Source organism: Planctomycetia bacterium (assembly GCA_034440135.1).
Lineage (GTDB): Bacteria > Planctomycetota > Planctomycetia > Pirellulales > JALHLM01 > JALHLM01.
In genome coordinates this window covers 1-21,249 of record JAWXBP010000191.1, presented here as the reverse complement: position 1 = coordinate 21,249, position 21,249 = coordinate 1, and the positions used below count along the sequence as shown (strand labels likewise).

The window sequence follows — 21,249 nt, the reverse complement described above, 5'->3', positions numbered from 1 at the left end:
AGGTGCAGCGCAATCCCCCAATAGGCCGGCTTCCAAAGTACCACGCGAACAACTCCGCCGCCCGCGTCGGTGCGAGCGGCGCGGGATGCGATCACTCTCGGCGCTACGCGGACCGGCGCTGCAACGCTTGCGGATTGAAAAAATCAGCGATTTCCGGCGACGTGCCCGTCTCGACCCGGTGGTACACCGTCCGCTGTGGAAAGGGAATCTCGATACCCAGTTCGTCAAAACGACGCTTAATGCGGCGCAGTAATTCTCGCTTGACCGCCCACTGCTTGACCGCCCACTGCTTGAGCGGCCGCGTCTTGAGGATAAAGCGAATCGTGACGGCGGAGTCTCCAAACGCATCAACGCCCAACATTTCGGCATCGTCCAAGATCAGCGGAGCAAATACTGGATCGCGGCGAATATCGGCGGCCAGGGCCAGCAAGACCTCCATTACATGATCCACATCCTCTTTGTATGCGACGCCGATATCGAACAAAGCGCGAGACCAGCCATGTGTCATGTTGGTGACCGACTCAATTCTTCCATTAGGAATGAAGTGAACGTGACCTTCCAGGTCGCGCAATACAGTCATTCGTAGTGTGATTTGCTCGACCTGCCCAGCAGTTTCACCGATCCTCAACACGTCATTTAACGTGTATTGATTCTCCAAGAGAATCACGAAACCATAGAAATAGTCACGGATCAGGTTCTGCGCGCCAAATGCCACGGCCAGGCCAAACACGGCGGCGCCTCCCATCAACGGTCCGACGGCAATTCCCAGCTCTTCACAAATCATCAGCACGCCGCCGACCACGACCGTAATCGTCACCGCGTTGTGAAATACGCCGGCCAACGTCTTGGCCCGATCCTCTCGGTCTGCACGCGACCCCCGGGCGCCTCGGCGGGCCATCACGCCAACCGCGCGCAAACTGGCGAAGCGAACAAACCAGTGAATCGCGCACATGGACATCAGGATTCCGCAAAGCCGTGGACCATGATCCAATAGCCATTGCAGCATATTGTGGACGGAGAAGGGATTCTGCAATTGCGTTAGCTTGGTCTCCGCCGCGGCCGCCGATTGGCGTTTCTCGTCCGCTGCCGCTAACGCTTGTAGCTCATCTTGCTGCAGCTCCGCGAGTTGCGTTTGCAACTGACTGAGTCGATCGGAATGATCGCGAACTTCAAGCCTTGATTTGCGGAAATAGTCGTCGCTGTCGCGCCGCCGTTTGGCGAGCTGCTGCAACTTCGCCAGCGCGGCGCCTTGGCTGGCCTGCTGTTCGTGTTCGGCCGCCACTGCATCGCGAGCCTGCAAGGCGATGTCCGCCTGTTGCCGCGACGAATTCAGAAGTTTGTCTTCCAACGTGATGCTTTTGTTGACGATTGCAATCCGATCGGCTACCGACTTCGCTTCCGTCTCCGCCTCGGCGGCCTCGGCCCGCGTGGCCAGCGCTTGCTGTTGTGCTTCTGCCACTTCTTGCGATTGAAACGGTTCAGGCGAATTCGCGACCGCAATCCCGTTTGCTGTTTCGGTCGCCGAAGTAGTCGGCGTTGCAATGATCGTCGCGATTGACGAGGCTCTATCTGGCGCCGGCGCGTTTTCGATCGAGGCAGGCTGCGACACAGTCGCTTCGACGGACGCGGGTTTGAGAGGAGGCGGGGTGCTGTTCGCCACTTGATTCTCGGATGGCATGCTGGCAGGCAACCCCGGCGATTCCACCGGTTCGTCGCCCGTCAGTTTTGCCAATGCAATTCGGTCCTCCTTCAGTTTAGCTTCCAGGGCGGCGACTTGATCTTTAGTCGTCTTTCGAGACTCGATTGCCAGATCAAAGCGCTGGCGAGCCAACTCACGGCGCTTGCCCACGACCTCCAATGCCTGTTGCACCTCTCCTCCCGCAATGCTCTCCGCATCCGCGTTGAGGTTTTCGGATTTTGCCTTAATTCTTGCGAACTCATCGTCAACTTCCTTGAAAGCTGATTCCGCGAGACGATACTCGCTCATCGGGTCTTCAGATTTGAATTTGAGTTGTTCTAGCCGCTCTTCGTCCTGCTGGATGGACCGACTCAGTCGAGTGATCTGCTCTGCGGAAGACGAGACGGCCCCAGACTCGGCCGTCGAGGACGGCGAATTCGCGGCGCCAGGACCTCCGTACTCAGCCAGAAGAGTGTCGTGCAATTTGTCGTGAACATCGGTCTCGGCGGCAGGCGCCAATTGTTCGGATGGCGAAACCTGCGTTGGGTCGTCCGCTCCTTGCGCTAGGTCATCCGCTCTAAGTGACTTGAACGAACACGCGACCACGGCCAGCGATGCGAGGATGGGGGCCATGTAACCAAGGCAACGCGCGAGATGCCGTGTCTGATTTGTGTCCATGTGTTGCCATGAGAGCTGCGTTACTTGACAGAAGAAACCCCGATGTTGTACGTCCGCCCGACCGACCGGAATCCTACTCATGCTTGAATTGCGGCGAAGTCACTAGATCGGAGCAAGCGGTGGATACCAAGTCGCCGCCTGCCTGTCGAAACGAGAGTCAGTCTTCAGCGCGAGGCGCAAGGCGGTGCAGATCACACTTTAAAGTTTCGGTTTGAGAGGTGAGCTGTTGGGCGAGTCGGCAGGAAGCTGGCGAAGCTGGGAGTTTCGGGACATCGTGAATGGCTAGATAGCTGCCGCTAGTTTTGGGGCCGCGGACCCGCGCACCCGACAGCGTCGCGGCCAAAAACAGGCCAACAAGGAAGCCTACTCTCATGTTCACTCCAATTGCTCCGTGAGTCTTTGCAAAGTCGCTTCTTGAGTGCCGTGACGTCAGCGGAGATCCAGCGCGGGTCGAGCGACTGCGGCATTCGGCGGCGCGGCCTTGACCACGGCGGATGAGAATGAGCAGATTCGTTCCCCGACGGTCAAAGTGCGCAGCAACGTCGGTGCTGGTGACAGTATGGCGGCGGGCATGGTCGTCGCCTTGGCCCGAGGCAAACCGCTCACCGATGCCGTGCGCTTCGGCGCCGATGATTGATACTTGCGGACCCACGCACGCGAGCTTCTCTTGCGCCGTGGCTTCATCGTTCGAGTCGAACACCTGGCCCAGATCCTCCATCACTTCGTGCTTCATCTCCTGCCGCGGCACATGCATGGCGCATACGATCCATTGGTGGTCGGCGTGTGCTACACTCGGGATCGGTTGAAAACCGCATTAAACGATCTGAGTTTCGCCGGTTTTTCGAATGACCGAATCGGCGTCGTGGTGCGCGGCGATCGCAGCGATTGGGCCACGCCGGAGATTAAGACCATCAACACGTCGGCCGTAGCAAACAGTGCCGGCGCGGGCATCGGGGGCGTCTGGGCAATGGGAGTCGCTGCGAGAATGGTCCCTGCACTTGGACCTGTGGTGGCGGGCGGCATTCTTGGCAGCATCCTGCCGAGCGCTGCGGTGGGCGTAAGCGGGGGATTGGCAGGGGCCTTGATCCGGCTGGGTTTGGGCGAGCAGGAAGCTCATTTCTACGAGAGTGACGACTCCGCAAAGCGCGTGCTGCTGACGGTTCGCGCGAGCGATCGTTATGCATTGGCGACCTCGATTTTGGAAAAAAACGACGGCCACGATGTTCGCACGGCGCACGCGTCCGGCGCGGGGACGGACGGCAAGCGATGAAGCGGTATCATGTCTTCGCCTGCGACTACGACGGCACGCTCGCCAGGCACGGTCGTGTGGACGATGCGACATTGATGGCACTCGAGAAGGTCCACGATTCGGGCAGGCGGTTAGCTGTTCGCATTGTCAAATCCCAAGGCGCACGCCGCCGTTCACTCGGCTGTGTCGCGTCCTTATACGCGAGAACCTGCTTCAGCGTATGCCAGCCGAGCTTATACTCCCGGCAAGCGGCGCGACGGCTCAACTCCTGCGTCAGCACTCGCCGACGCACTCTTTCCAAAACTCCATGTTGGTACGCACTCCTGGGCCTCCTTGCGAATCAGGGCAAGGCCGAGAACAGCGTCCCCATCTTCCCAACTCGCAGAGCTGCACGCATGTGCGCCGCCAAATTCAACCGCCGCAACACCAAGCCGCGCCACCACTTTCGACCGCCGTCAACAATTGAGGCGCCGCTCGGCCGACGTTGAGCTAGAACTCGTTTCGGACAGCGCATAACCCAGCACGCTGATGGCCAAAACGACGATGATAGCGCACCAACCAGTCACTGCGAACCAATGCTCGCCCTCGAGCGTCAACGGGGCGGATGTCAGCAGAAGCAAGGTGGAAAGTCCTACGATGGCGGCGAACACGCCAAGGCGGAACAGCGCCGTGACCAGCAGAACGCTGACAACAATACTGCTTGTCCACGGCAGCGACGCGTCGCTGGCATAGGTGACGCGCATGATCAACGCAAAAGCGACGCCCAGGGCAACGTGGGCGGCATAGTCTTTGGATACAAACCTGGCCAGCACGATCATAAAGACCAAGGCCGCCCAGATCAGCGTCACTCCGCGAAGTACGCTATGGACCAGAATCCCGCCAAAAAACCGCAGCCCTAGCAGTTCGCCAAGTTCCGTCGCCGTATCCAGGCCGGCGGTCGGTGCAATGGGCCGCACACCGCTGACTTCGAGCGACTCAGCCAGGACGGTGATGAGTTGCAGGAACAGCAGGCAGGCGATCCCGACTAGGCAGCCAGAGAGCAATTCGTCGCCCACGCGTCCGTCGCGTAGGCGCAGTTGAAGCACTCGCGTCCAGCCAGCTAGCAGCCGCGGCTGAGTCCGACGGAGCGCCGGTTCGACGGCCAGGTAGGCGATTCCCACCAGCATTCCCTGCAGGAGCGCGGCCGCCGCCCAGAGGTAGCCCGCCAGCATTTCCTCGCTGATTTCGGCGACGTGCCTCTCGGCAAACAACCATTCCGACAACACCAGAGCGGCGGTGATCAGGGCGACGCGCCGCGCGCCGGGGACATCGGCGCGCCCGGCGCGCACATTCCACACCGCAAACAGCAATCCACTGACGACGGCCAAGGTGAATAGCGTGAACTTTAAACACAGTTTCCAGTTTGCGCTGCTCGGCGTGAAGTCAGTGATCGAATGTGGGTGGGCATCCTCCTCCCAAGGAAACACCACGCGAAAAAAAACCGGTTCTCCGTGCGTAGCCGCGGCTTCGATGCGGATCGGCAGCGCGGCGGCGCCGCCGTAGTGCCCATCCCACTGCGCCAGTTCGTCGGCATACACAGGCGGCCGATGACTCGGCTTTCGCGACCGGAGCGAGTCGAGATCGAGTCCGGCCCAACGAAAGCAGGCGCGCCAGTTGGTAGGCTGGTCGCGGCGATTCTCAACAACATCTCCGCCACCGCTACCGGCCAGGTATTCGCGTAAGCGTCCATCGGAAGTGAGGTGAATTGCGACGACGTCGGGACGCAGCGCTCGATCGCGCGCCAGCACCGGCTCACCAAAGGGCACGGGCCCCTCCGCGAAGGTCTCGCCGTCGCGATACCACGAGTACACCGCAAACGGTTCCAACGGCAGCGTGACTGGATTCTCCGTCGGCGGCGCGGCGCGCAAGCCGAATTCCAGCGCCTGGCGGTCGAGGGCAAATCCGTGCGTATAGTCGCGGGCCGCATGCTGACCGCTCAAAGACTCCAAGACGGCTTGCGACCGCGCAATCAGTTGATTCGGCGCGAGTGGCAATCCGGCTCGGGGCAAGAGCATCGTGCGGTCCGCCAAGAAAAGCGTCAGCGACGCCGTGACCAGGCATCCCAATAACGCCAGCTTGCGCTTGTTCCGATCAAGCAAGTTCGGAACAGGCAGCGCCGCGATTTCTTCTGCCGCGGACATCGAGTCCTGCATTTGAGCGTCTCGCCGGTGTGCGGCGCCGCGGAGCAATTCCAGCGCCGCGAGGGCGGATGCCGGGCGCGCGTCCGGGTTTGCCGCCAGACAACTCTGGATCATCTCGCGTAATGTGTCCTCTCGAACAACGCGTTGCAGTTGCTGTCCGTTCGCCGTTCGCGAGGCATCGTCGCCGTGCTCGACGTCTGCATCACGATGGGGCATTTCACCCGTGCCGGCGAAAAAAAGCGTCACGCCGAGCGCATACAAATCGCTCTGCGGCGTGGCTGGTTGGCCGACGAGGATTTCTGGCGCCATGAACGCCGGCGTGCCCCGAAGTCTCTCAAGTGCCTGCCGTTCGCGGCTCGCTATCGCTACGCCGAAGTCGGTAATTCGCACGCGTCCGCGTCCGTCAATTAACACATTGTCCGGCTTCAAGTCGCAATGCAGGACGTTCTCCGTGTGAATGGCCTGGAGGCCGGCCAGCATTTCCCAGGCGATTTCCTGCAGTTTCGCTGTCGGCAGTAGTCCAATACGCTCGATCAGCGAGGTCAGGCTCTCGCCATCGACGAATTCCATGGTCAGGAACAAGTCGCCGCCCGCCGCCGAGCCGAGATCATGCACGCGCGTGACATAGGGATGAGAAACGCGCCGCGCGAGCCGAACTTCCGTCCTTAACAATTCCAGGGCTGCGTCGTCTGCGGTCGCGTAGACCAGGAACTTGATCGCGATCGGGGAACCCAACCAGAGATCGTCTGCGCGATAGACGACTCCCATTCCGCCGGCGCCGATAAACTGCGATACGCGATAACGGTCGGCGATCAACGTGCCGGGGATAATCTGCTCCCAGCGTCCGCCGGTGCGATCGAATTGCCCGCGCCTGTCGTGATTTCCGCGATCATCGATTGCGTTTGGGTCGGTTCGCGTGGCTGGAATGTGACCCAGGACCGTGGTTTCGCCGTGGTGGGCCAGCAACGACTCGACTTCGCGCCGAAGTTCTTCGTCCGCACCGCAAGTCGCGTCCAGAAAGGCGCGGACATGTGCGGAATCTAACTCGCAGGCCGCCAGGAAGACTTGCTTCACTTGTTTGTGGCGCGCGGCGTTCATGAGCGAGTGGCGTTGCTTAGTTCCCGTCGTAACCACGCCCGCAGCATCGACCATTCGCGTTCGATTGTCCGCTTGGACAGGGCGAGTTGTTCCGCGGTTTCTTCTAGCGTCAACCCGCCGAAGACACGGAGTTCCGCAATCTGGGCTTGGCGCGGATCGAGTTCCGCGAGGCGATGCAGCGCATCGTCGACCGCTAGGACGTCCGGATTCTCACCAGGAGCGAGGCAGAGCGAGGACTCCAGCGGTATCCGCAAAAGTTGGCCACCGCGCTTCTGAGCGCGCCGCCGCCGGGCATGGTCCACGAGAATGCGCCGCATGGCGAGCGCCCCAACCGCTAAGAAATGCGTCTTGCTGCGCCATTCAACTCGATGTTGTTCGGCCAATTGGAGATAAGCCTCGTGAACAAGCGCGGTCGGCTGGAGGCTGGGGCCGGCATACTCCTTACGCAGGTATCGTCGTGCCAGATGCCGGAGTTCGTCGTACACCAACGGCAGCAGTTGACTCGCCAGCGGAGGATCGACGCGGAGTTTTCGGCCCGCGCCCGGACCGAAAGTGTTGACTGTGGGACGCGACATTGTCTTGGCTCGAGTGACGATCCGACCCCGTCCACGATTATCTTCCGAACGTCGGTGCGCTTCAAGCCGCCGTTTTTGCCGTTCTGCGCGAGAGTCACCTCCGCCAGCCGCCTCCGAGACGGGGACGTTACGGAATTCTTTCCGGAATCTTGGCGTGTTTTTGGGTCGCTTTTCGCGTTCATAGTTGGAAGGCCGGCCTGCCCAATCTAGCCGGTTGACCAAAGTCTGCCCGAGCGAAGGCCTGGGGGGCTGGCGAGACCGAGCACCACCGTGGATGGCAACTTCCGGCTCCATCGGTTTCGTTTCAGCTTCCCCGGGCCTTCGCGTCGCGAGTTTCTGCCGCAGGGACATCAACTTCCAACAGAAGGCGCAGTGCGATGCAACAGTTACTTGAGCATGTGGACACGCTGGAGCACGCCGCCGAGCAGGATTCCAAACCGAGTCGCCGCACTTTTCACCACATCCGCGAAACGCGAATTCGCGAACGGATTTCCCTACGCACCGCGGCCAAGAGGCTGGGCCTAACGACAGCCGAGGCGGGCCGCCACGAGGCGCCGGAACGGGATCTCTTGTTGAGCGAAGTTCACGCTTGGAGCGAAGCCCTGCGCGTACCGCCGAACGAGTTGGCGTTCGGCGTCTCGGACGACCAAGACGCCGAGGTCGCCGCGCGGGCCGGAATGGTGAAGATCGCACGACTGTTGCATCGCCTGCAAACGCGGGTTCCGCACTGTGGTCTCCGCAAAAGGGCCGCGGCGATGCTCAATGAAATCATTGAAGCGATGCCGGAAGTTCAGGCCTTATCGGAGTCCTGGACTCAGAAGCGTCGCACACGGGCCGAACAATTCATGAATTGCCGAACGCTGAGCGATATCGCCCAGGCGTCGCTGCGACGTGTGAGCCGAACAGCATAAGCGTGGCGTGCAACCGCAACTCGGCATCGGCCGGCGTCAGGAGCAACACGATGTGCGTGCGCGTATTGGTCGACGAGCCTGATGCTTTACTCAGTGAGCTGTTGGTCTGCTCGCTCCGGGCGCCCGAGTTCGATCTGCACTCGCGAAAAGACTCAACTTCATCCGCCCTGCATTCGCAAATACTCCCGGACGTCGCGTTGTGCGGTGGCTCACTTGCAGATTATGGGACCAAGTGTCGCCTTCGGGAACTTCACCTGCGATACCAGGCTCTACCAATTCTTGCGCATGTCGCGCCACCGTCCAGAGGCGAATTCTGCCGGTTGCTGTTCGGGGGCCTGCAAGGCGTTGTGCCGCTCTTCTCGAGCAGAGCTAAGTTACAACAATCGTTGCGCGTCGCAGCGACAGGGCAAGCGATCTGGGCGCCGAGGGATATGCGCGCCGCGTTGCGGTTCGTATCGCGGCTATCCGAGAGGGGTCTCGATCAACTCATTTCCGAGTCGATCGGCGGTTCCGCCGCCGCCTGGGTAGACACTTGTGCCGATGCACTCCGCGCAGTGCGCGCGATCGCACGATATGTCTCGTCGCCGGCAGATCACGCGGCCGTGGATCGATTGACGCTGGCGCTCGGTACGCGATCGCATTCCATTACGGACACAACAGGATGGGCGGAAAATCGACCGGCGAAGGGACATGACGTCTGAAGGCCGAACAACTCTATCGGGCCGGCGCCGATGACTACCGCCCGCGAGAAGACTTGACCTAACCGTTGCCGGCCCATTGCGGGCCGGCCGGTCATCCGACCAACGCCCGATGCTTTTCCACACTCAGCGCATCGTACACCGTCGCGAATAAACGGCGCGCGGGCGCACTCAGCGATACGAACCCGCTCGGCTCGCTGCCGTCCTCGTGTCTGTCAGTCGTTGAGCAACGCGACCCGCGTGTTGCGAATGCTTCTACGTCCCCGACCCTGGCTCCGGATCCTCGATCCGAACCAAGGTCCACTGCTGGGTCCGATCCTGGCCATAGTGGATGAGCATGGTCGATTCCGTTTTGGTCAGGTTGGCAATGCCTGCTTCATAGACGACATTTTTTCGATCGCCAACCGTCCAGGCCGCCCGTTGCGTCTGCTTATCCACTGATCCCGAGATCGGCTCCGTCGTGTCGGTGGTCGCGTTGTAATACTCGCCACTGATCACGCCCTGCTTGTCGACGGTCAATTGAATGATCTGGTTAGCAGTCGTTTCATCCCCCTGGACCATCCCGAAAACGCCCAAGTTCAAGGTGTCGGTCGCTGTCGCAGGAGTCCCTTGAGCACCCGCCGCCGCAATTCACCTACACCGGGCGTGAACTCGATCCCGGTGTTGGCCCGAACGGAAGTCTGTACTACTACCGAGCCAGGTACTACGACGCCAAACTCGGCCGCTTCCTCTCCCAAGACCCCAGCGGTTTTTCCAGCGGCGACGTGAACCTCAACCGCTACGCGGAAAACAACCCGGTGGCGATGACGGACCCGTACGGATTGCAGGCGACGGCGCGTCTGGGCAATGGCGGTGGCTCCGAGCTGAATCGTATCATGCTTGATGCCGTTCGCGGGGCATCTGATGGGCCGGGCGGACTTGCATCTTCGTTCCTGACCAACACTACTTTCGGCACAGAGATTAGCTCATCCATTGTTGATCCATTTCGGTCGATGTCATGTGACTTAAATAATGAAGCCGCGAGCATCAATCCGGCGCTGCAGCCCATCACGAGCGTTAAGGAGTTTTTGCGCGAGCAGGAAGTGCTTGACAACACACGCTTGGCGCGCGTCGAAGTGACGCCTGGAAGCAGGTGGATTTATGACAAGTTGGTGAGAAACCAACGAAATATGTCGGCGCAGGACATGCTTCTGTATTTCCGTCAAATGGAACAGGAGAACGTCGACTACAAAGCCAGCGAGGCAGCCTGGGATGCGAAAGTCCGACAGGTCGAGAGCTTCATTCCCGGGGCAAACGTGGGCCACATGCTTCGCGACGCGATTCGTGTCGACTATGGCTGGGAAACGGTCGACCTCTACGCCAGCGGCCGCTTCGGGTTGAACGGCGCCGCGGAACCCTCGAAGGGGGACTACGCCGAATCGTTCACAACGCTGGCCTCATTCGGACAGATCGGCTCGGCGCTGCGGGGATCGCAGCAGGCTTTGACGCAATCCTCCCGCAGTGTGTCGGCCGGACGCAGCGGGCCGGTATTCGGCGACGCCCGAGCGTTGACGAGCGCTCAACGGACTTTGCTCGGGGAATCGAACGCGAGCGTTACAGAAACGACGATTGCAAAGCGGGCGGTTTCAATGAACGATTTGCGCAATCTAATGCTACACACCGGCGATGAGTTTGCTATGCCGACTCGCCAAGGCGAGCGAATGATCCTGCGCGGACTGGAAGGCAAGGTGCCGCAACTTTCGGAGGCGAGCGCAAAGGAATTCGCGGCAGCGGGATGGAGATTCTCGGGACACACTCACACGTCGGGCTACCAAGCAGTTGGTTCGCTGGGTGATAAAGCGGTTCTCAACGCGTTTGGGCAAAAGCAAAGCGCCGTGTGGGGTGCCACATGGGGCTCGGGGCCTGGGCGATTCTTTTCAAGTGTGATGGATGAGATCAATATTCGACTCGGCCTGGACGGATGACGCGGCAAAACTATGTTGACAGACGACGAAGCAATTACGGTTGGCCTGCGAAAGTACCGAGAGTTGTTTCCGCAAGGCGTGATTCCTCCGGACCTAGAGGAACGTGGCGTCTTGTCGGCTATTCCGGAGGATCACGCCACGTTCGTTCAATTGACTTTCGGTATTCGAGGACAACGAGATCCCTTCTACTTGTTCAAGGCAGCGGTTGACCGTGCGTCTGGCGACGTCACCGTTCTGATTGCCTCAGACTGGAAGAAGCTTTTGGATATGGAATTTGACGAATCGGATTTTCTGTGCCCGTAGTCGCTGGCCGTCGGGCGTCAAGGCGATGTCCGTCGAGCTCGCTGGCGTCGGAGCCTGCTTCGCGGTCTTGGAAACCTCCTGCGCCTGCAAGAATGCTGTTGACCCGGTCGACAAGAGGTACGGGCCGACCAAAGATCCCAGCGCCAAAATGCCGAGATACTGCAATTTCCTGCGGTTCATCGCTGGAGCCGTCGCGAAGGTCAGAAGTGCGACGAGTGTGTGATCGAGAAGAGGTTCGATAATTATGAAGGCTTGGGGGAGATGTGGTCAATAAGCGCTTTTCGTTTTCGAAATTGCGATCGCATGGCCTTCTATGACTGTGCGTAATCGCTCGCAGGCTGCTCGAAAGCCTCTTGTAACGCGCTCCCCTGGAAGCTACCTGGGGCCCCAATCGCGACGATTCGCGTCATTGGCTGGCGGCCGTTCCATCCGTCCAGCATCGACACGTCCACCCGCCGGCCGACGACCTGACGCGCCATCCGCCGCCCTAGCGCGTCCGACGAGTACACGGCTTCGCCGTGCTTCACTCGGACTGATCGAACTCCGAACCTTCCCACCCCTTGAGTTGCTTGATGACGTCGAACGGGTTGAAAGGTAGATCCTTGCCGTTAATACGTGGCTCGCCGAGCGCCTTGATTTCCGGGCGAGGGTTTTCAAGGCCCTGGAGCGGGTAATCACGGGTCTCCGGTGTGTTCGGGAACTTCGCCATCCACATCTCGTGCCGCGCCATCATCTGATCGAACATCGCCTTCGCCGGAAGCATCGGGACCAGCTTGCCCTCCATTTCTCGCGGATCGGTGTACAGGTCGAACAAGGCGGCTCCTAAGCCGCCGGCTTTATTTGCCACCCAGACGCGCTTGTATCGCCCTTTCACCGTCGCGGCCAGGATATCGCCGGTGTAAATGAACACGTAGTCGCGTCGACTGAAGCCGTCGCCTTTCAGGAACAAGCTCGTCTGATCAACACCGTCGATGATGCGGTCAGTGGGAATGTTACTGGTTGCCCCGCCGAGATGCGCGAAGGTGCTAAACAGATCGGTCTCGTGGATGATATCGCCGACGGTTTGCCCGGGCGCAATGACGCCGGGCCACCAGGCCATTGCCGGCACACGCACTCCGCCTTCGAGGAAGTCGCCCTTGCCGCCACGGTAGATGGTTTCGATCATTCCGGACGGGCCGTTGTGCGTCATCGGGCCGTTGTCGGCCATCAAGACAACGAGTGTGTTCTCGGCGATGCCGAGTTTCTTGAGCTCGCTCGTCAAGACGCCGATCCGAACGTCGAGCGGGGCGAGCAACTCCGCCAGCGTTCCGCCATTTGTCGTCAGTTTCTTCGGCGAGGGCAGGAAGGAACCGAGCGCTGGCCACCAGGCAACAAAGAACGGTTTGTTCGCCGCCGCATTCTTACGGATAAATGCCAGAGTTCGTTTCTCAAACTCGCCCTCGAGCTTCAAATAGTCATCGTTGTTCGGCGCGCGGCCAAACTCGCGCACCGGGCCCCCCTTTGTGCCTTCCAAAGCGAACACAAATCCTCTGGGACGCCAGCCCAAATCCATCTCGTAAGGGTCCTTTGGGTACATTTCGGGAAACAGGACGGCAGGCGCAAGACCGGCCGCCTGTCCCTGCGGAGTGAAGAGGCTCGTTGCTTGGTTATACGGCATCCACAGGGCCTCATCGAAACCGCGCTTAGTCAGGTAGCTGGCTTCGATGTCGCCGACATGCGCCTTGCCGTAGAACGCCGTGGCGTAACCCGCTTTTGAGAGCACATCTGCGAGCGTCACTTCGGAGGGAGGAAGTCCACCGTATTCATACGGGAAGCCAACTTTCGTCATTCCCGTGCGCACGGCGTGGCGTCCGGTGAGGAACGCCGCGCGGCTTTGCGTGCAGGACGGCTCGGTATACATCCGCGTGAAGTTGATGCCCTCGGCGGCGAGCCGGTTGATGTTCGGCGTCTCCCAGCCGCGTTGCTTCTGAATGAAAGGAATCCCCACCTCGCCGACCGGCGTATCGTCCCACATCACGTGAATAATGTTGGGCGGCTGGCCGAACTTTTGGCGCAGTTCAGCGAGTTTCTTATCGAGCTCCTGGTCCTCGACCTCCCACTTCTCGCCGTGTTGCGCGTCGAGAATGTAGTATTCGGCGTCGTGGATGATCTTGGGCTTCTCGGCCTGAGCGAACGTCTCCCGTGCGGCGAAGAACAACAGCCAAACCGCTACGATCACCGCCGCGAATTTGCTCCCAGCAGCGGCCTCCCGCGAAAGGAATCGAAGTCTCCGGCTTGAATTGGCATTCATCGGCCCGATTTCTTCGTGCATAGTTCACCTTTGGCGACGGGGTCGGCGAGAACGTTTCGCGGCACTTTTTCAGTATAATTCGTAAATTTCGCTAGAACAACAGTGCGATCGCGCGGTCGACCATTTCTTCCAGCGGGATCATCGTGAGCGTCAGCGGAAGCAGCGGCAGCGCGATCAACATCGCTAGCCGCAGCACCACATTTTTTCCAAACGGGAGAAGTCCCATTTCACGGACGACATCGCAGTTAGCCGCCTGCCAAGGAAACCGCCAGAAGCAGAAGTTCGGCGACGACGGAATTGCGGAGCCGCATGACCAGGCGGATCGCGTTGCTGAAGTGCTGTTCGTTTTCGGACGCGATCAGTTGCCGGTCGGTAGACTATTGGACCACGATGTGAATGCGGCGATGGATGATCAATTCCGCCCCAATCAACAGCGGCAGCGCCAGCAGGAATCACGTCTGAACGTCGATATCGTACAAGAGTGGAACTCGGCCGCTCAGGAAGGTTCCGCCGATGACCGACAGAGCGGCAAACGGAAGCCATGTGATGAGGACGCACGCCAAAACTCGGCGGTGGAGCAATTCGACGGGGCGGCCGCACCAAGCTCGCGCGCAATAGCAATTGATAGTGCGGATCGCCCAGCACAAGGGAGAAGTCTTGCTGCTCACCTTCGGCAATTGGCGGCTCGTTCGCCATGAATGCGTCCCGGCCTACTTCGATTTGGCTGATGCGTCTGAATCGTCGCGAAGCGACCGTCAGATAGTCGACTCAGCCCATTGCCAGAATAGCTCGAAATTAGGTTGACTCGCTCGTCTGAGAAACGGCTTGGCTGTCTCCGCGAGCTTCGTCGACGGCGCCGCCCCAAAGCTGCCAGGTGGCAATGAACAAGGCGCCAATGATCGGCCCGATGAGGACGCCCGCGGCGCCGAACGCCGCCAATCCGCCGAGGGTGGTCAACAATACCAAGAGGTCGGGCATCTCGGTATCTTTGCCGATGAGCTTGGGGGCCAAGACGTTGTCGATGGTGCCGACGGCAATCGCGCACCACGCGCCGACTCCAATCGCCGCGCCGGTCTGTCCACTCAGGGCAAGAAAACACACGGCGGGAACCCAGACCAACGCCGTGCCGACCGTCGGGATGGTGGACAGCACTGCCATTACCACGCTCCAGAAGAGAGCTCCCTGAATGCCCGCGACCCAGAAGGCGAGCCCCGCCAGCCCGCCCTGTACGATGCCGATAATCAGTTTGCCCTTCAGAGTCGCTCGAGAAACTGAGACGAAGGTGCCAAGCAGGCGGGAGCGGTCATTGCTCGAGAGCGGCGTATAGTGCAGCGCCGCATCAAGGATCGACTTGCCGTCGACGAGGAAGTAGAACGTGGCATAGAGCATCACGAAGAGCGACAGGAAGAACGACGCGGTCCCTTTCACGCCCGCCGCCAGCCCGGCGGCAAGCCAGCCGCCCACCTTGGCCGCAAACTCGCTCGCCTTCTCGACGATTTGGTCATGGTAGGGCAGCAATCGCTTGAGCTGCGGTTGCTCGGCGATACGCTCGCGTAGGGCCTCCGGGTTTTGGCGCTGCTCGGCCAGCCAATCATTGGCGGACTCACTGATTTGGACCGCCTGGCGACTGACAATACTGAGCAACGACAACAACGGAACGATAACCACCACGAGACTGAGCAAGACCGTCAGCGCCGAAGCAAGGGATCTACGCCCGCTGGTCCATTTCAAGACCCGCCGGTGGATCGGCTGCAACAAGCTGGCGATAATCGCAGCGAGGAAAATGGCCAGGACAAAGCCTTCAATGACCCAGTAAAACAGCACCGACGTGGCGATCGCCAGCAAGAAGAGGAAGACGATGCGCGGCTTGGCGAAATGGGGTTTGTCGGCGGTCATGTGGTTGATGGCGTTGGAATTGATTCAGTCAGTGTCCTTCTGACGTTGCGAATCCGGACGCTGATCGGATCTGATGTATGAAAGTGGCAAACAACCAATGCAATCTAAGCTGATCAGAACTTCAGCTCAATCGCAAATCCTGGTCCCGGCGCATTCGTATTCGCATTCGATCCGCTGGACATTTCGCTCAATGGCGGGATTCGGCCAACGCGATTCTTTCACCAACTGCAGCGGTTGCTGCTCCATTCAGAGCATCTGACAGGCCGGACCAAGCGGCTTCTCATGGGTGTCGAGCAATACCTCGAATTGCAGACCCGTCCAAGCGCGGACGGCAACGTCGCTGTTAACACCATTTGCGCCCAACGCCCAATCGCCGTCACTCGCACGACAAACGTCCTGCTCAGGGACAACTATCGTGTGAAGGGACGTTTCCCATGCTCCATCCCTACTTCTACTGTCCAAACCCGCGTAGCGGGATTTAAGTGCTATTGGTATGGAGCTTTCTGAACAAAGACCCGTTCAGGAGGGGGCGGTCATGGAACGAAGATTGGAGTTGCGGAAGGAGGCGATATTGGCCAAGTCCGCGGTGGCGCCGCAGGTGTTTACCGGCGTGGCGGAGCGTTTGGCGAAGTTCGTCGAGCCGTTTGCGGAACAGCTCGGGCAGCCTGCGCAGCGGCAGCACGCGCTGGAATACTTGAGCGGTCTGATGTCGGATTTGGAGCGCAAGAACGTGGAGTCGATCGCGTATCGACACGAGCAGGATCGGCGCAGCTTGCAGCACTTCATGGGCTGCGCGGAGTGGGACCACGCACCGCTGCTGACTGAGCTGCCGCGGCAAGTCGGCCGGGAGTTGGGCGAAGACGACGGCGTGATCGTGTTTGATCCGTCGGGGTTTGCCAAGAAGGGTGCGAAGTCGGTGGGCGTGGCTCGCCAATGGTGCGGGCGGCTGGGCAAGGTCGACAATTGCCCCACATAAAGCGTCGCGACGAATTTGTGTGATATCCTCCGGCGTCCATTCCACGACGCACGAACTCAGACCAAAGGCGCGACCCCTCGTTCAGGTTGCTCGTCTAAATTTCATGCCCCGCCGACAATTGACATGGCGTCGCCATGTAAGCAAACTCGGCCTATTGCCGTTTTATCCCATGTCTTGCAGCACCAGAGTACGACAACGATGCTCAAACTTGGAAAATGCTTGGCTGTTTTTGTTGCATCGATGCTGTCCGCCAAGGTCACCGGGGCGGCCGTCATCTTCCATCCTTCTCCCGAGGAACTCAGCAGCGCAAGCGCGATCGAAACGACGCTCACTTTCGATCAGTATGGCGATTTCGAGGAGTTGGGGCGCGGACGAGTTGTGCTCGATGGCATTGCCTTTCGCAGTAGCAACCCGGACTCGGCCTGGACCACTCACGATGTCGGGAGCCTGGGGCCGCCATCGCTGCCCAACGTGTTTTCCACTGGCAATGACGGCCTCGATGTAAACACGCTCACGTTTGGCGGTCGCTCCACGGACGCAATCGGATTCTTTCTGTTCACGCAGGTGAGATTCCCGACGCTGAAATGGCTGATCACGGTCGAGGAAGTAGGGGGTGCGCGAAAAACATTTCCCTTCGAGCAAAGCGGAGCAAATCAATATTACGGCTTCACTTCTACGTTGGGCATCACTTCCGTAATTGTGGATGATGATCCATCGGACAATTTTATTCCGAACGCATTCTTCGACGACGTGGCGCGAGGAGCGATCGTGCCAGAGCCAGATTCCGTCGCCATCGCCCTCATGTCCCTTGCGTCGCTCTGCCTATGTAGGCGGCGAGGACATGCCGGGTAACCTGATCATGGGTTTATCGCCGTTCGTTGTTGTCTAAGTAAACGCGCAGTATGAAGTAGGCGGTTCAATCGCGAAAAACGTCGAATCCTCCGGGCGATAACGCTTCCGGCTCCATGAATCCTTTTGCGTGCGCACGTAGATACCCAACACAGCGCCCACTTAACAACCCGCACTACCGTCCCCGACCAGCAAATAGTAAATCTCAGTACAGATTTTGCTGGGGTCGCTGTTCCATTCGTCTTTCCAGTGTCCGTAAATCTCCCAACTCGGGCCGGCAAGCGTGTGCCCGTGTTGCGCACAGTATCGGCGAATCGCCTCGTGTGCCGCGTGCAATAATCCGTAAGGCCCAAAATGCGTCGTCGTGGCGACGAGCCCGGACGGAGTGGCGGAGCCGACCACCTCGCCCAATCCGGCGATCGGAGCATCTAACTCGACGCCCACTTCCAGATTGATTTGATCGTCCAGGTAGACGGCGACATGCCGACCAGCACCCGGAATCTGTTGCGAGCGGAGAACATGAGGTCGACTTCCCTGTTCCATGTGGACTCGGTATAGCGTCCGAGAGACTCAAGAACTGCCCACTGGGGGACAGCCTGCATGGCAGCCACGATGTATTCAGTCGGGCAAGGCGCGCGGCTCTACCACCTCGACACGACGGCCTACCTCACCAACATCCACCGCCAATTGCCGGCGATCCTCCCACGGACACTGCCGCCATCCGCCCGCTCCTGCCTGACCTCTGGGCACAATCGCACTCGCAGCACATCCATGCCTTGCGAGACCAAGGACTATAAGCCGCCACCGCCCGCCGCCGTCGCACCCACGCCTACCGCCGCGCGGCGATGACCACATGTTAGCGCTCACGCTCAAGGCTGTGTTCCCACGCGTTGCGTGTCCTCTGGCTCTTGCAGTCGAACGAGCGTGATCTGATTGGTCTGCCCGTCGCCGTTGTGAACCAATGCGGGCGTAGCGTCTTTGGTCAGATTCACCAGTCCAGCTTCGTAGACGGGCGTTTGATCATCGCCGATCGTCCAGGCGGCGCGTTGCGTGGATTTATCCACCGAGCCGGTGATTGTCTCCACATCGTCATTGCGTTGATTGTGGTAATTGCCACGAATCACGCCGTCCGGACTGACCGCGAGTTGGAAAATGTCGTCCGAGGTCGTCGCCTCGCCATCGCAAACGGCGAACACGCCCAGCGGCGTCCAATTCGTATCGTCCGGCTGCGCCTCCGCCAATCCCTCCGCTCCAGAAGCACAGCGGTCTTACCCCACCGTTACCTTCGTAACCGGTGGCCCAGGATTTTGGGGCTGGTCAATGCGACGAGCGACTGAACACCTTCAACTCCTTACCTCTTGGATAGTTCGCCGAGGACTTAAGTCCGTCGTAGGAGGGCCATTGGGTATCTTCGTATTGATGATGCTCAGCCTCGTCCTTGCTGTCGCACCGATCCGTTGCGAGAAATTGATCCGTGACGGCGTCGTGGCGGACCAGTCGGAACTAGCCCGCTGCGGCCACCTCACCACCGCTCGCATGACGCAGATCATGGCGCTCTTGAACCTCGCCCCCGACCTTCAGGAACAGATTCTGCACTTGCCACGAGTTGAGCGCGGCCGCAATACCGTCCAGGAAACCGTTGCCCCAACCTTTCTGGAAAGTTTGGCAACGCGGCGATCCACTGGGTACAATCGAATGGCATAGGCAGTTACGGGCGACAGAGCTACCTTGACCGTTTCGATTCGAGTGGCGGCGACATGGCCAGCAGGCAATCGATTGCCGGTTCTGATTTGCAGCCGAACCAGTTGTCGTGGCTAGAGGTACTCGCCGACAAGTTCTCGTTCGGTCGAAGTCGATTGCGCGCACAAGTGTCGCGCCGACTTGTTCCAACCATTCAGGCCCGAGTTGATTCTTCCGACGTCTTACAGGAAGCGTTTCTCGAAGCGGCCAACCGCTTGGAGAACCGCGATGAGCCTGCTGGCGCTCACTTGGATGTGTGGCTGCGATTCCTGACTTTGCAGAAGCTCGCGCAAGCGCATCGCACTCACCTTGGCGTTCAGGCGCGTGACTGTCGCCGTGAAACGAGACTCTCGGCCAACCACGATCATTCCTCGATAATCTCGGTCTGCGCCCTGATGGGCGACGACACCTCGCCAAGCCAGGCGGCAGTACGAGTCGAAACGTATCATCGGCTCGATGAGGCGCTGGCGCGACTTCGCGCCAATGATCGCGAGATTCTTCGCCGGCGATTCTGGGACGGCGAGTCTAATGCGGCGGCGGCCATTGCCTTGGGAATTGACGAATCCACGGCCAGCAAGCGATTCGTACGCGCTCTGCGGCGATTGAAGGTTGCGTTCGCGTCCGAATCCTTTGGATAAGGTGTCGTCGCCATGAGCAGTGACGCATCACTGCGCGATCCCTTAGACCTCGCCGTCGAGGCGTATCTGGCGCGGCGTCGCGCGGGCTGCGACTCCGAAGGCAGTATCGACGGTAACCTGCCTCCCGCGTTGGTAGACGAGCTCAGGGAACTCGCCCCTTTGCTAGATGCCGTCCAAGCTCGCGAACAATTCTGGAGTTCCGCGAATTCGTCGGCAACCGATGTCGATAGTACTATGCAGGCTGATTTTGGCGATTTCCAATTGATTCGCGAAATTGGCCGCGGCGGCATGGGGATCGTTTTCGAAGCCGAGCAGAAATCGCTTCGGCGCCTCGTCGGCGTTGAGGCCAGTTCGAGCATTGGATGCGACAATTCCGCTGGACCTGGAAACCATCGTGCTCAAGGCGACGTCCATCGAGCCCGGCGATCGTTATGCCACGGCTCGCGCATTTTCCGAGGACTTGCAGCGATTCTTTGAACGCCGACCAATCGCGGCGCGACGCACTTCTTGGTTCGGCCGCGTCCAACTCGCGGGACGTCGCAACCCTGTCGCGGCGACGCTGGTAACTCTAATCGCCTTGCTTGTTGTGGGCGTTGCGGTCGGCGCCTCGTTGACGGCCCGTAGTCTGCGCGTTGCACGCGATAACGCTGAATCTCATGCGTTGCGGGCAATGAGCGCCGAGGATCGCGAATCGCAAATGCGGATCGAATCGCAGCGACGACTGTATCAAGCCCTGCTCGCGGAACTGCAGACGCGGCGGATTCATCGGCCCGAGGGGGGCCGCTCGTCGCAGATGGCGCTTGTCGCCGAAGCCGCCAGCCTGGCGAAACAGTTGACATTGGGAAGGGAGGACTTGACAGCGCTCTGGAATGAGGCCATCGCTGCTCTGCAACTACCGGATGCAAAAGTCATTGGCTTGCCCGAACTCCCCCTGCAAGCCAAGCCTCGATTGGCAATGAGCAGTTCCGGGGAACGAGTCGCCACATACGGCGCTGCGCAAGAAGTGGTCGTGCGCCAGACGTCGACCGGTCAGGCACTCTTTCGTCGCGCGAATCCCGGCGCAATTCTCTGGCGATTGGAGTTCGCGGCAAACGGGCGCTACGTCGCCTGGGGCAAACGCGTGCGCGATGCGTCAAAGCTCGAAGTCTGGGATGTCGATCGACAGACGGCTCTGCTGGAAACGGAGGACATCATCTCGGACAGCGCGATCGCATTCGACGAGGAAAGCGGCCGCCTGGCTTTTGTCACTCCCAAGGGCGAGATCGCGATCTTTTTTCCGACGTCGCAGAAACTCGTGCTGACGGAACCCATGGACTTCATGCCAGGCCAATTGGCATTTCAGCCCGATGACGAGTTGCTGGCTTGCTGCAGTGCAACGGATGAGAACGTGAGATTGGTTTCGCCCGTCACGAATAGGGTTCTGAAAGTTTGGTTCTTCACCCAATTCCGGGGAATGAGGGGATGAGTTGAGTCAACGGCAGGTCTGCTTCATGTTGCTGGGTGTTGACGAAACCAGTGACACTGAG

General features: G+C 59.8%; 22 protein-coding genes and 1 pseudogene. 13 read left to right on the top strand and 10 right to left on the bottom strand.

Features of this window, described 5'->3' with window-relative positions:
• Positions 1-103: 103 nt before the first annotated feature.
• Entirely contained in the window at positions 104-2,311 is a 2,208-nt protein-coding gene (locus SGJ19_11250) for a mechanosensitive ion channel (GenBank protein MDZ4780820.1), read from the bottom strand.
• Positions 2,312-2,885: 574 nt separating this feature from the next.
• Here SGJ19_11250 and SGJ19_11245 point away from each other — a divergent pair.
• Both SGJ19_11245 and SGJ19_11240 read left to right on the top strand, forming a co-directional pair.
• Positions 2,886-2,993, top strand: coding sequence for a PfkB family carbohydrate kinase (locus tag SGJ19_11245; GenBank protein MDZ4780819.1), 108 nt, complete (start codon positions 2,886-2,888; stop codon positions 2,991-2,993).
• Between the two features lie 87 nt (positions 2,994-3,080).
• On the top strand, positions 3,081-3,626 hold the full coding sequence (locus SGJ19_11240) for a hypothetical protein (protein ID MDZ4780818.1): 546 nt from the start codon (positions 3,081-3,083) through the stop codon (positions 3,624-3,626).
• Positions 3,627-4,060: 434 nt separating this feature from the next.
• Here SGJ19_11240 and SGJ19_11235 read toward each other — a convergent pair whose 3' ends face one another.
• Positions 4,061-6,883, bottom strand: coding sequence for a serine/threonine-protein kinase (locus tag SGJ19_11235; GenBank protein ID MDZ4780817.1), 2,823 nt, complete (start codon positions 6,881-6,883; stop codon positions 4,061-4,063).
• On the bottom strand, positions 6,880-7,458 hold the full coding sequence (locus SGJ19_11230) for a sigma-70 family RNA polymerase sigma factor (protein ID MDZ4780816.1): 579 nt from the start codon (positions 7,456-7,458) through the stop codon (positions 6,880-6,882). The genes SGJ19_11235 and SGJ19_11230 overlap by 4 nt, the downstream gene beginning before the upstream one ends.
• Positions 7,459-7,835: 377 nt before the next feature.
• Here SGJ19_11230 and SGJ19_11225 point away from each other — a divergent pair, with 377 nt between their 5' ends.
• Together SGJ19_11225 and SGJ19_11220 are read left to right on the top strand one after the other, a co-directional pair.
• On the top strand, positions 7,836-8,369 hold the full coding sequence (locus SGJ19_11225; protein MDZ4780815.1) for a hypothetical protein: 534 nt from the start codon (positions 7,836-7,838) through the stop codon (positions 8,367-8,369).
• A 431-nt stretch (positions 8,370-8,800) separates the two neighbouring features.
• Entirely contained in the window at positions 8,801-9,070 is a 270-nt protein-coding gene (locus SGJ19_11220; protein MDZ4780814.1) for a hypothetical protein, read from the top strand.
• A 252-nt stretch (positions 9,071-9,322) separates the two neighbouring features.
• On the opposite strand, the gene SGJ19_11215 is transcribed toward SGJ19_11220, so the two are convergent.
• Positions 9,323-9,628, bottom strand: a complete 306-nt coding sequence (locus SGJ19_11215; GenBank protein ID MDZ4780813.1) for a hypothetical protein — start codon at positions 9,626-9,628, stop codon at positions 9,323-9,325.
• A 32-nt stretch (positions 9,629-9,660) separates the two neighbouring features.
• Here SGJ19_11215 and SGJ19_11210 point away from each other — a divergent pair.
• From SGJ19_11210 to SGJ19_11200, 3 genes and pseudogenes are all read left to right on the top strand, one after another.
• Positions 9,661-9,879: pseudogene (locus SGJ19_11210) on the top strand (RHS repeat-associated core domain-containing protein).
• 9 nt (positions 9,880-9,888) lie between these two features.
• Positions 9,889-11,031 (top strand): hypothetical protein, encoded by a 1,143-nt coding sequence (locus SGJ19_11205; protein MDZ4780812.1) that lies wholly within the window; start codon positions 9,889-9,891, stop codon positions 11,029-11,031.
• 12 nt (positions 11,032-11,043) lie between these two features.
• Positions 11,044-11,334 carry a hypothetical protein gene (locus SGJ19_11200; protein MDZ4780811.1) on the top strand — a complete coding sequence of 97 codons (291 nt, stop codon included), beginning with the start codon at positions 11,044-11,046 and terminating at the stop codon, positions 11,332-11,334.
• Positions 11,335-11,857: 523 nt separating this feature from the next.
• Here the strand turns inward: SGJ19_11200 and SGJ19_11195 are convergent.
• The 3 genes from SGJ19_11195 to SGJ19_11185 form a co-directional block, all read right to left on the bottom strand.
• Positions 11,858-13,531: a sulfatase-like hydrolase/transferase gene (locus SGJ19_11195; protein MDZ4780810.1), complete on the bottom strand. Its 1,674-nt coding sequence runs from the start codon at positions 13,529-13,531 to the stop codon at positions 11,858-11,860.
• Positions 13,532-13,715: 184 nt separating this feature from the next.
• Complete coding sequence (locus SGJ19_11190; GenBank protein MDZ4780809.1) at positions 13,716-13,850, bottom strand: hypothetical protein; 135 nt, start codon at positions 13,848-13,850, stop codon at positions 13,716-13,718.
• A gap of 569 nt (positions 13,851-14,419) precedes the next feature.
• Complete coding sequence (locus SGJ19_11185; protein ID MDZ4780808.1) at positions 14,420-15,520, bottom strand: AI-2E family transporter; 1,101 nt, start codon at positions 15,518-15,520, stop codon at positions 14,420-14,422.
• A 535-nt stretch (positions 15,521-16,055) separates the two neighbouring features.
• On the opposite strand from SGJ19_11185, the gene SGJ19_11180 reads away from it, so the two are divergent.
• Positions 16,056-16,496: a transposase gene (locus SGJ19_11180; GenBank protein ID MDZ4780807.1), complete on the top strand. Its 441-nt coding sequence runs from the start codon at positions 16,056-16,058 to the stop codon at positions 16,494-16,496.
• A 219-nt stretch (positions 16,497-16,715) separates the two neighbouring features.
• On the top strand, positions 16,716-17,348 hold the full coding sequence (locus tag SGJ19_11175; protein MDZ4780806.1) for a hypothetical protein: 633 nt from the start codon (positions 16,716-16,718) through the stop codon (positions 17,346-17,348).
• Between the two features lie 159 nt (positions 17,349-17,507).
• Here SGJ19_11175 and SGJ19_11170 read toward each other — a convergent pair whose 3' ends face one another.
• Positions 17,508-17,888, bottom strand: a complete 381-nt coding sequence (locus SGJ19_11170; protein ID MDZ4780805.1) for a GyrI-like domain-containing protein — start codon at positions 17,886-17,888, stop codon at positions 17,508-17,510.
• Between the two features lie 57 nt (positions 17,889-17,945).
• On the opposite strand from SGJ19_11170, the gene SGJ19_11165 reads away from it, so the two are divergent.
• Positions 17,946-18,194, top strand: a complete 249-nt coding sequence (locus SGJ19_11165; protein ID MDZ4780804.1) for a hypothetical protein — start codon at positions 17,946-17,948, stop codon at positions 18,192-18,194.
• 20 nt (positions 18,195-18,214) lie between these two features.
• Here the strand turns inward: SGJ19_11165 and SGJ19_11160 are convergent, their stop codons facing one another.
• Positions 18,215-18,586, bottom strand: coding sequence for a hypothetical protein (locus tag SGJ19_11160; GenBank protein MDZ4780803.1), 372 nt, complete (start codon positions 18,584-18,586; stop codon positions 18,215-18,217).
• 160 nt (positions 18,587-18,746) lie between these two features.
• Between SGJ19_11160 and SGJ19_11155 the strand changes: the two genes are divergently transcribed.
• Positions 18,747-19,049 (top strand): hypothetical protein, encoded by a 303-nt coding sequence (locus SGJ19_11155; protein ID MDZ4780802.1) that lies wholly within the window; start codon positions 18,747-18,749, stop codon positions 19,047-19,049.
• Between the two features lie 53 nt (positions 19,050-19,102).
• Complete coding sequence (locus tag SGJ19_11150; GenBank protein ID MDZ4780801.1) at positions 19,103-19,723, top strand: sigma-70 family RNA polymerase sigma factor; 621 nt, start codon at positions 19,103-19,105, stop codon at positions 19,721-19,723.
• Positions 19,724-19,885: 162 nt separating this feature from the next.
• On the opposite strand, the gene SGJ19_11145 is transcribed toward SGJ19_11150, so the two are convergent.
• Positions 19,886-20,137 (bottom strand): hypothetical protein, encoded by a 252-nt coding sequence (locus SGJ19_11145; protein ID MDZ4780800.1) that lies wholly within the window; start codon positions 20,135-20,137, stop codon positions 19,886-19,888.
• On the opposite strand from SGJ19_11145, the gene SGJ19_11140 reads away from it, so the two are divergent.
• Positions 20,118-21,188 carry a hypothetical protein gene (locus SGJ19_11140; protein MDZ4780799.1) on the top strand — a complete coding sequence of 357 codons (1,071 nt, stop codon included), beginning with the start codon at positions 20,118-20,120 and terminating at the stop codon, positions 21,186-21,188. The two genes, SGJ19_11145 and SGJ19_11140, sit on opposite strands and share 20 nt — an antisense overlap.
• The last annotated feature ends 61 nt before the right edge of the window (positions 21,189-21,249 follow it).

Bases quoted from the DNA above. Each gene is read 5' to 3' on its own strand.
- SGJ19_11250 (MDZ4780820.1), bottom strand. From the start codon at position 2,311: ATGGCCCCCATCCTCGCATCGCTGGCCGTGGTCGCGTGTTCGTTCAAG.
- SGJ19_11235 (MDZ4780817.1), bottom strand. From the start codon at position 6,883: ATGAACGCCGCGCGCCACAAACAAGTGAAGCAAGTCTTCCTGGCGGCC.
- SGJ19_11230 (MDZ4780816.1), bottom strand. From the start codon at position 7,458: ATGTCGCGTCCCACAGTCAACACTTTCGGTCCGGGCGCGGGCCGAAAA.
- SGJ19_11225 (MDZ4780815.1), top strand. From the start codon at position 7,836: ATGCAACAGTTACTTGAGCATGTGGACACGCTGGAGCACGCCGCCGAG.
- SGJ19_11220 (MDZ4780814.1), top strand. From the start codon at position 8,801: ATGCGCGCCGCGTTGCGGTTCGTATCGCGGCTATCCGAGAGGGGTCTC.
- SGJ19_11215 (MDZ4780813.1), bottom strand. From the start codon at position 9,628: ATGGTCCAGGGGGATGAAACGACTGCTAACCAGATCATTCAATTGACC.
- SGJ19_11200 (MDZ4780811.1), top strand. From the start codon at position 11,044: ATGTTGACAGACGACGAAGCAATTACGGTTGGCCTGCGAAAGTACCGA.
- SGJ19_11190 (MDZ4780809.1), bottom strand. From the start codon at position 13,850: ATGGGACTTCTCCCGTTTGGAAAAAATGTGGTGCTGCGGCTAGCGATG.
- SGJ19_11185 (MDZ4780808.1), bottom strand. From the start codon at position 15,520: ATGACCGCCGACAAACCCCATTTCGCCAAGCCGCGCATCGTCTTCCTC.
- SGJ19_11180 (MDZ4780807.1), top strand. From the start codon at position 16,056: ATGGAACGAAGATTGGAGTTGCGGAAGGAGGCGATATTGGCCAAGTCC.
- SGJ19_11170 (MDZ4780805.1), bottom strand. From the start codon at position 17,888: ATGGAACAGGGAAGTCGACCTCATGTTCTCCGCTCGCAACAGATTCCG.
- SGJ19_11165 (MDZ4780804.1), top strand. From the start codon at position 17,946: ATGGCAGCCACGATGTATTCAGTCGGGCAAGGCGCGCGGCTCTACCAC.
- SGJ19_11150 (MDZ4780801.1), top strand. From the start codon at position 19,103: ATGGCCAGCAGGCAATCGATTGCCGGTTCTGATTTGCAGCCGAACCAG.
- SGJ19_11145 (MDZ4780800.1), bottom strand. From the start codon at position 20,137: ATGGACGTCGCCTTGAGCACGATGGTTTCCAGGTCCAGCGGAATTGTC.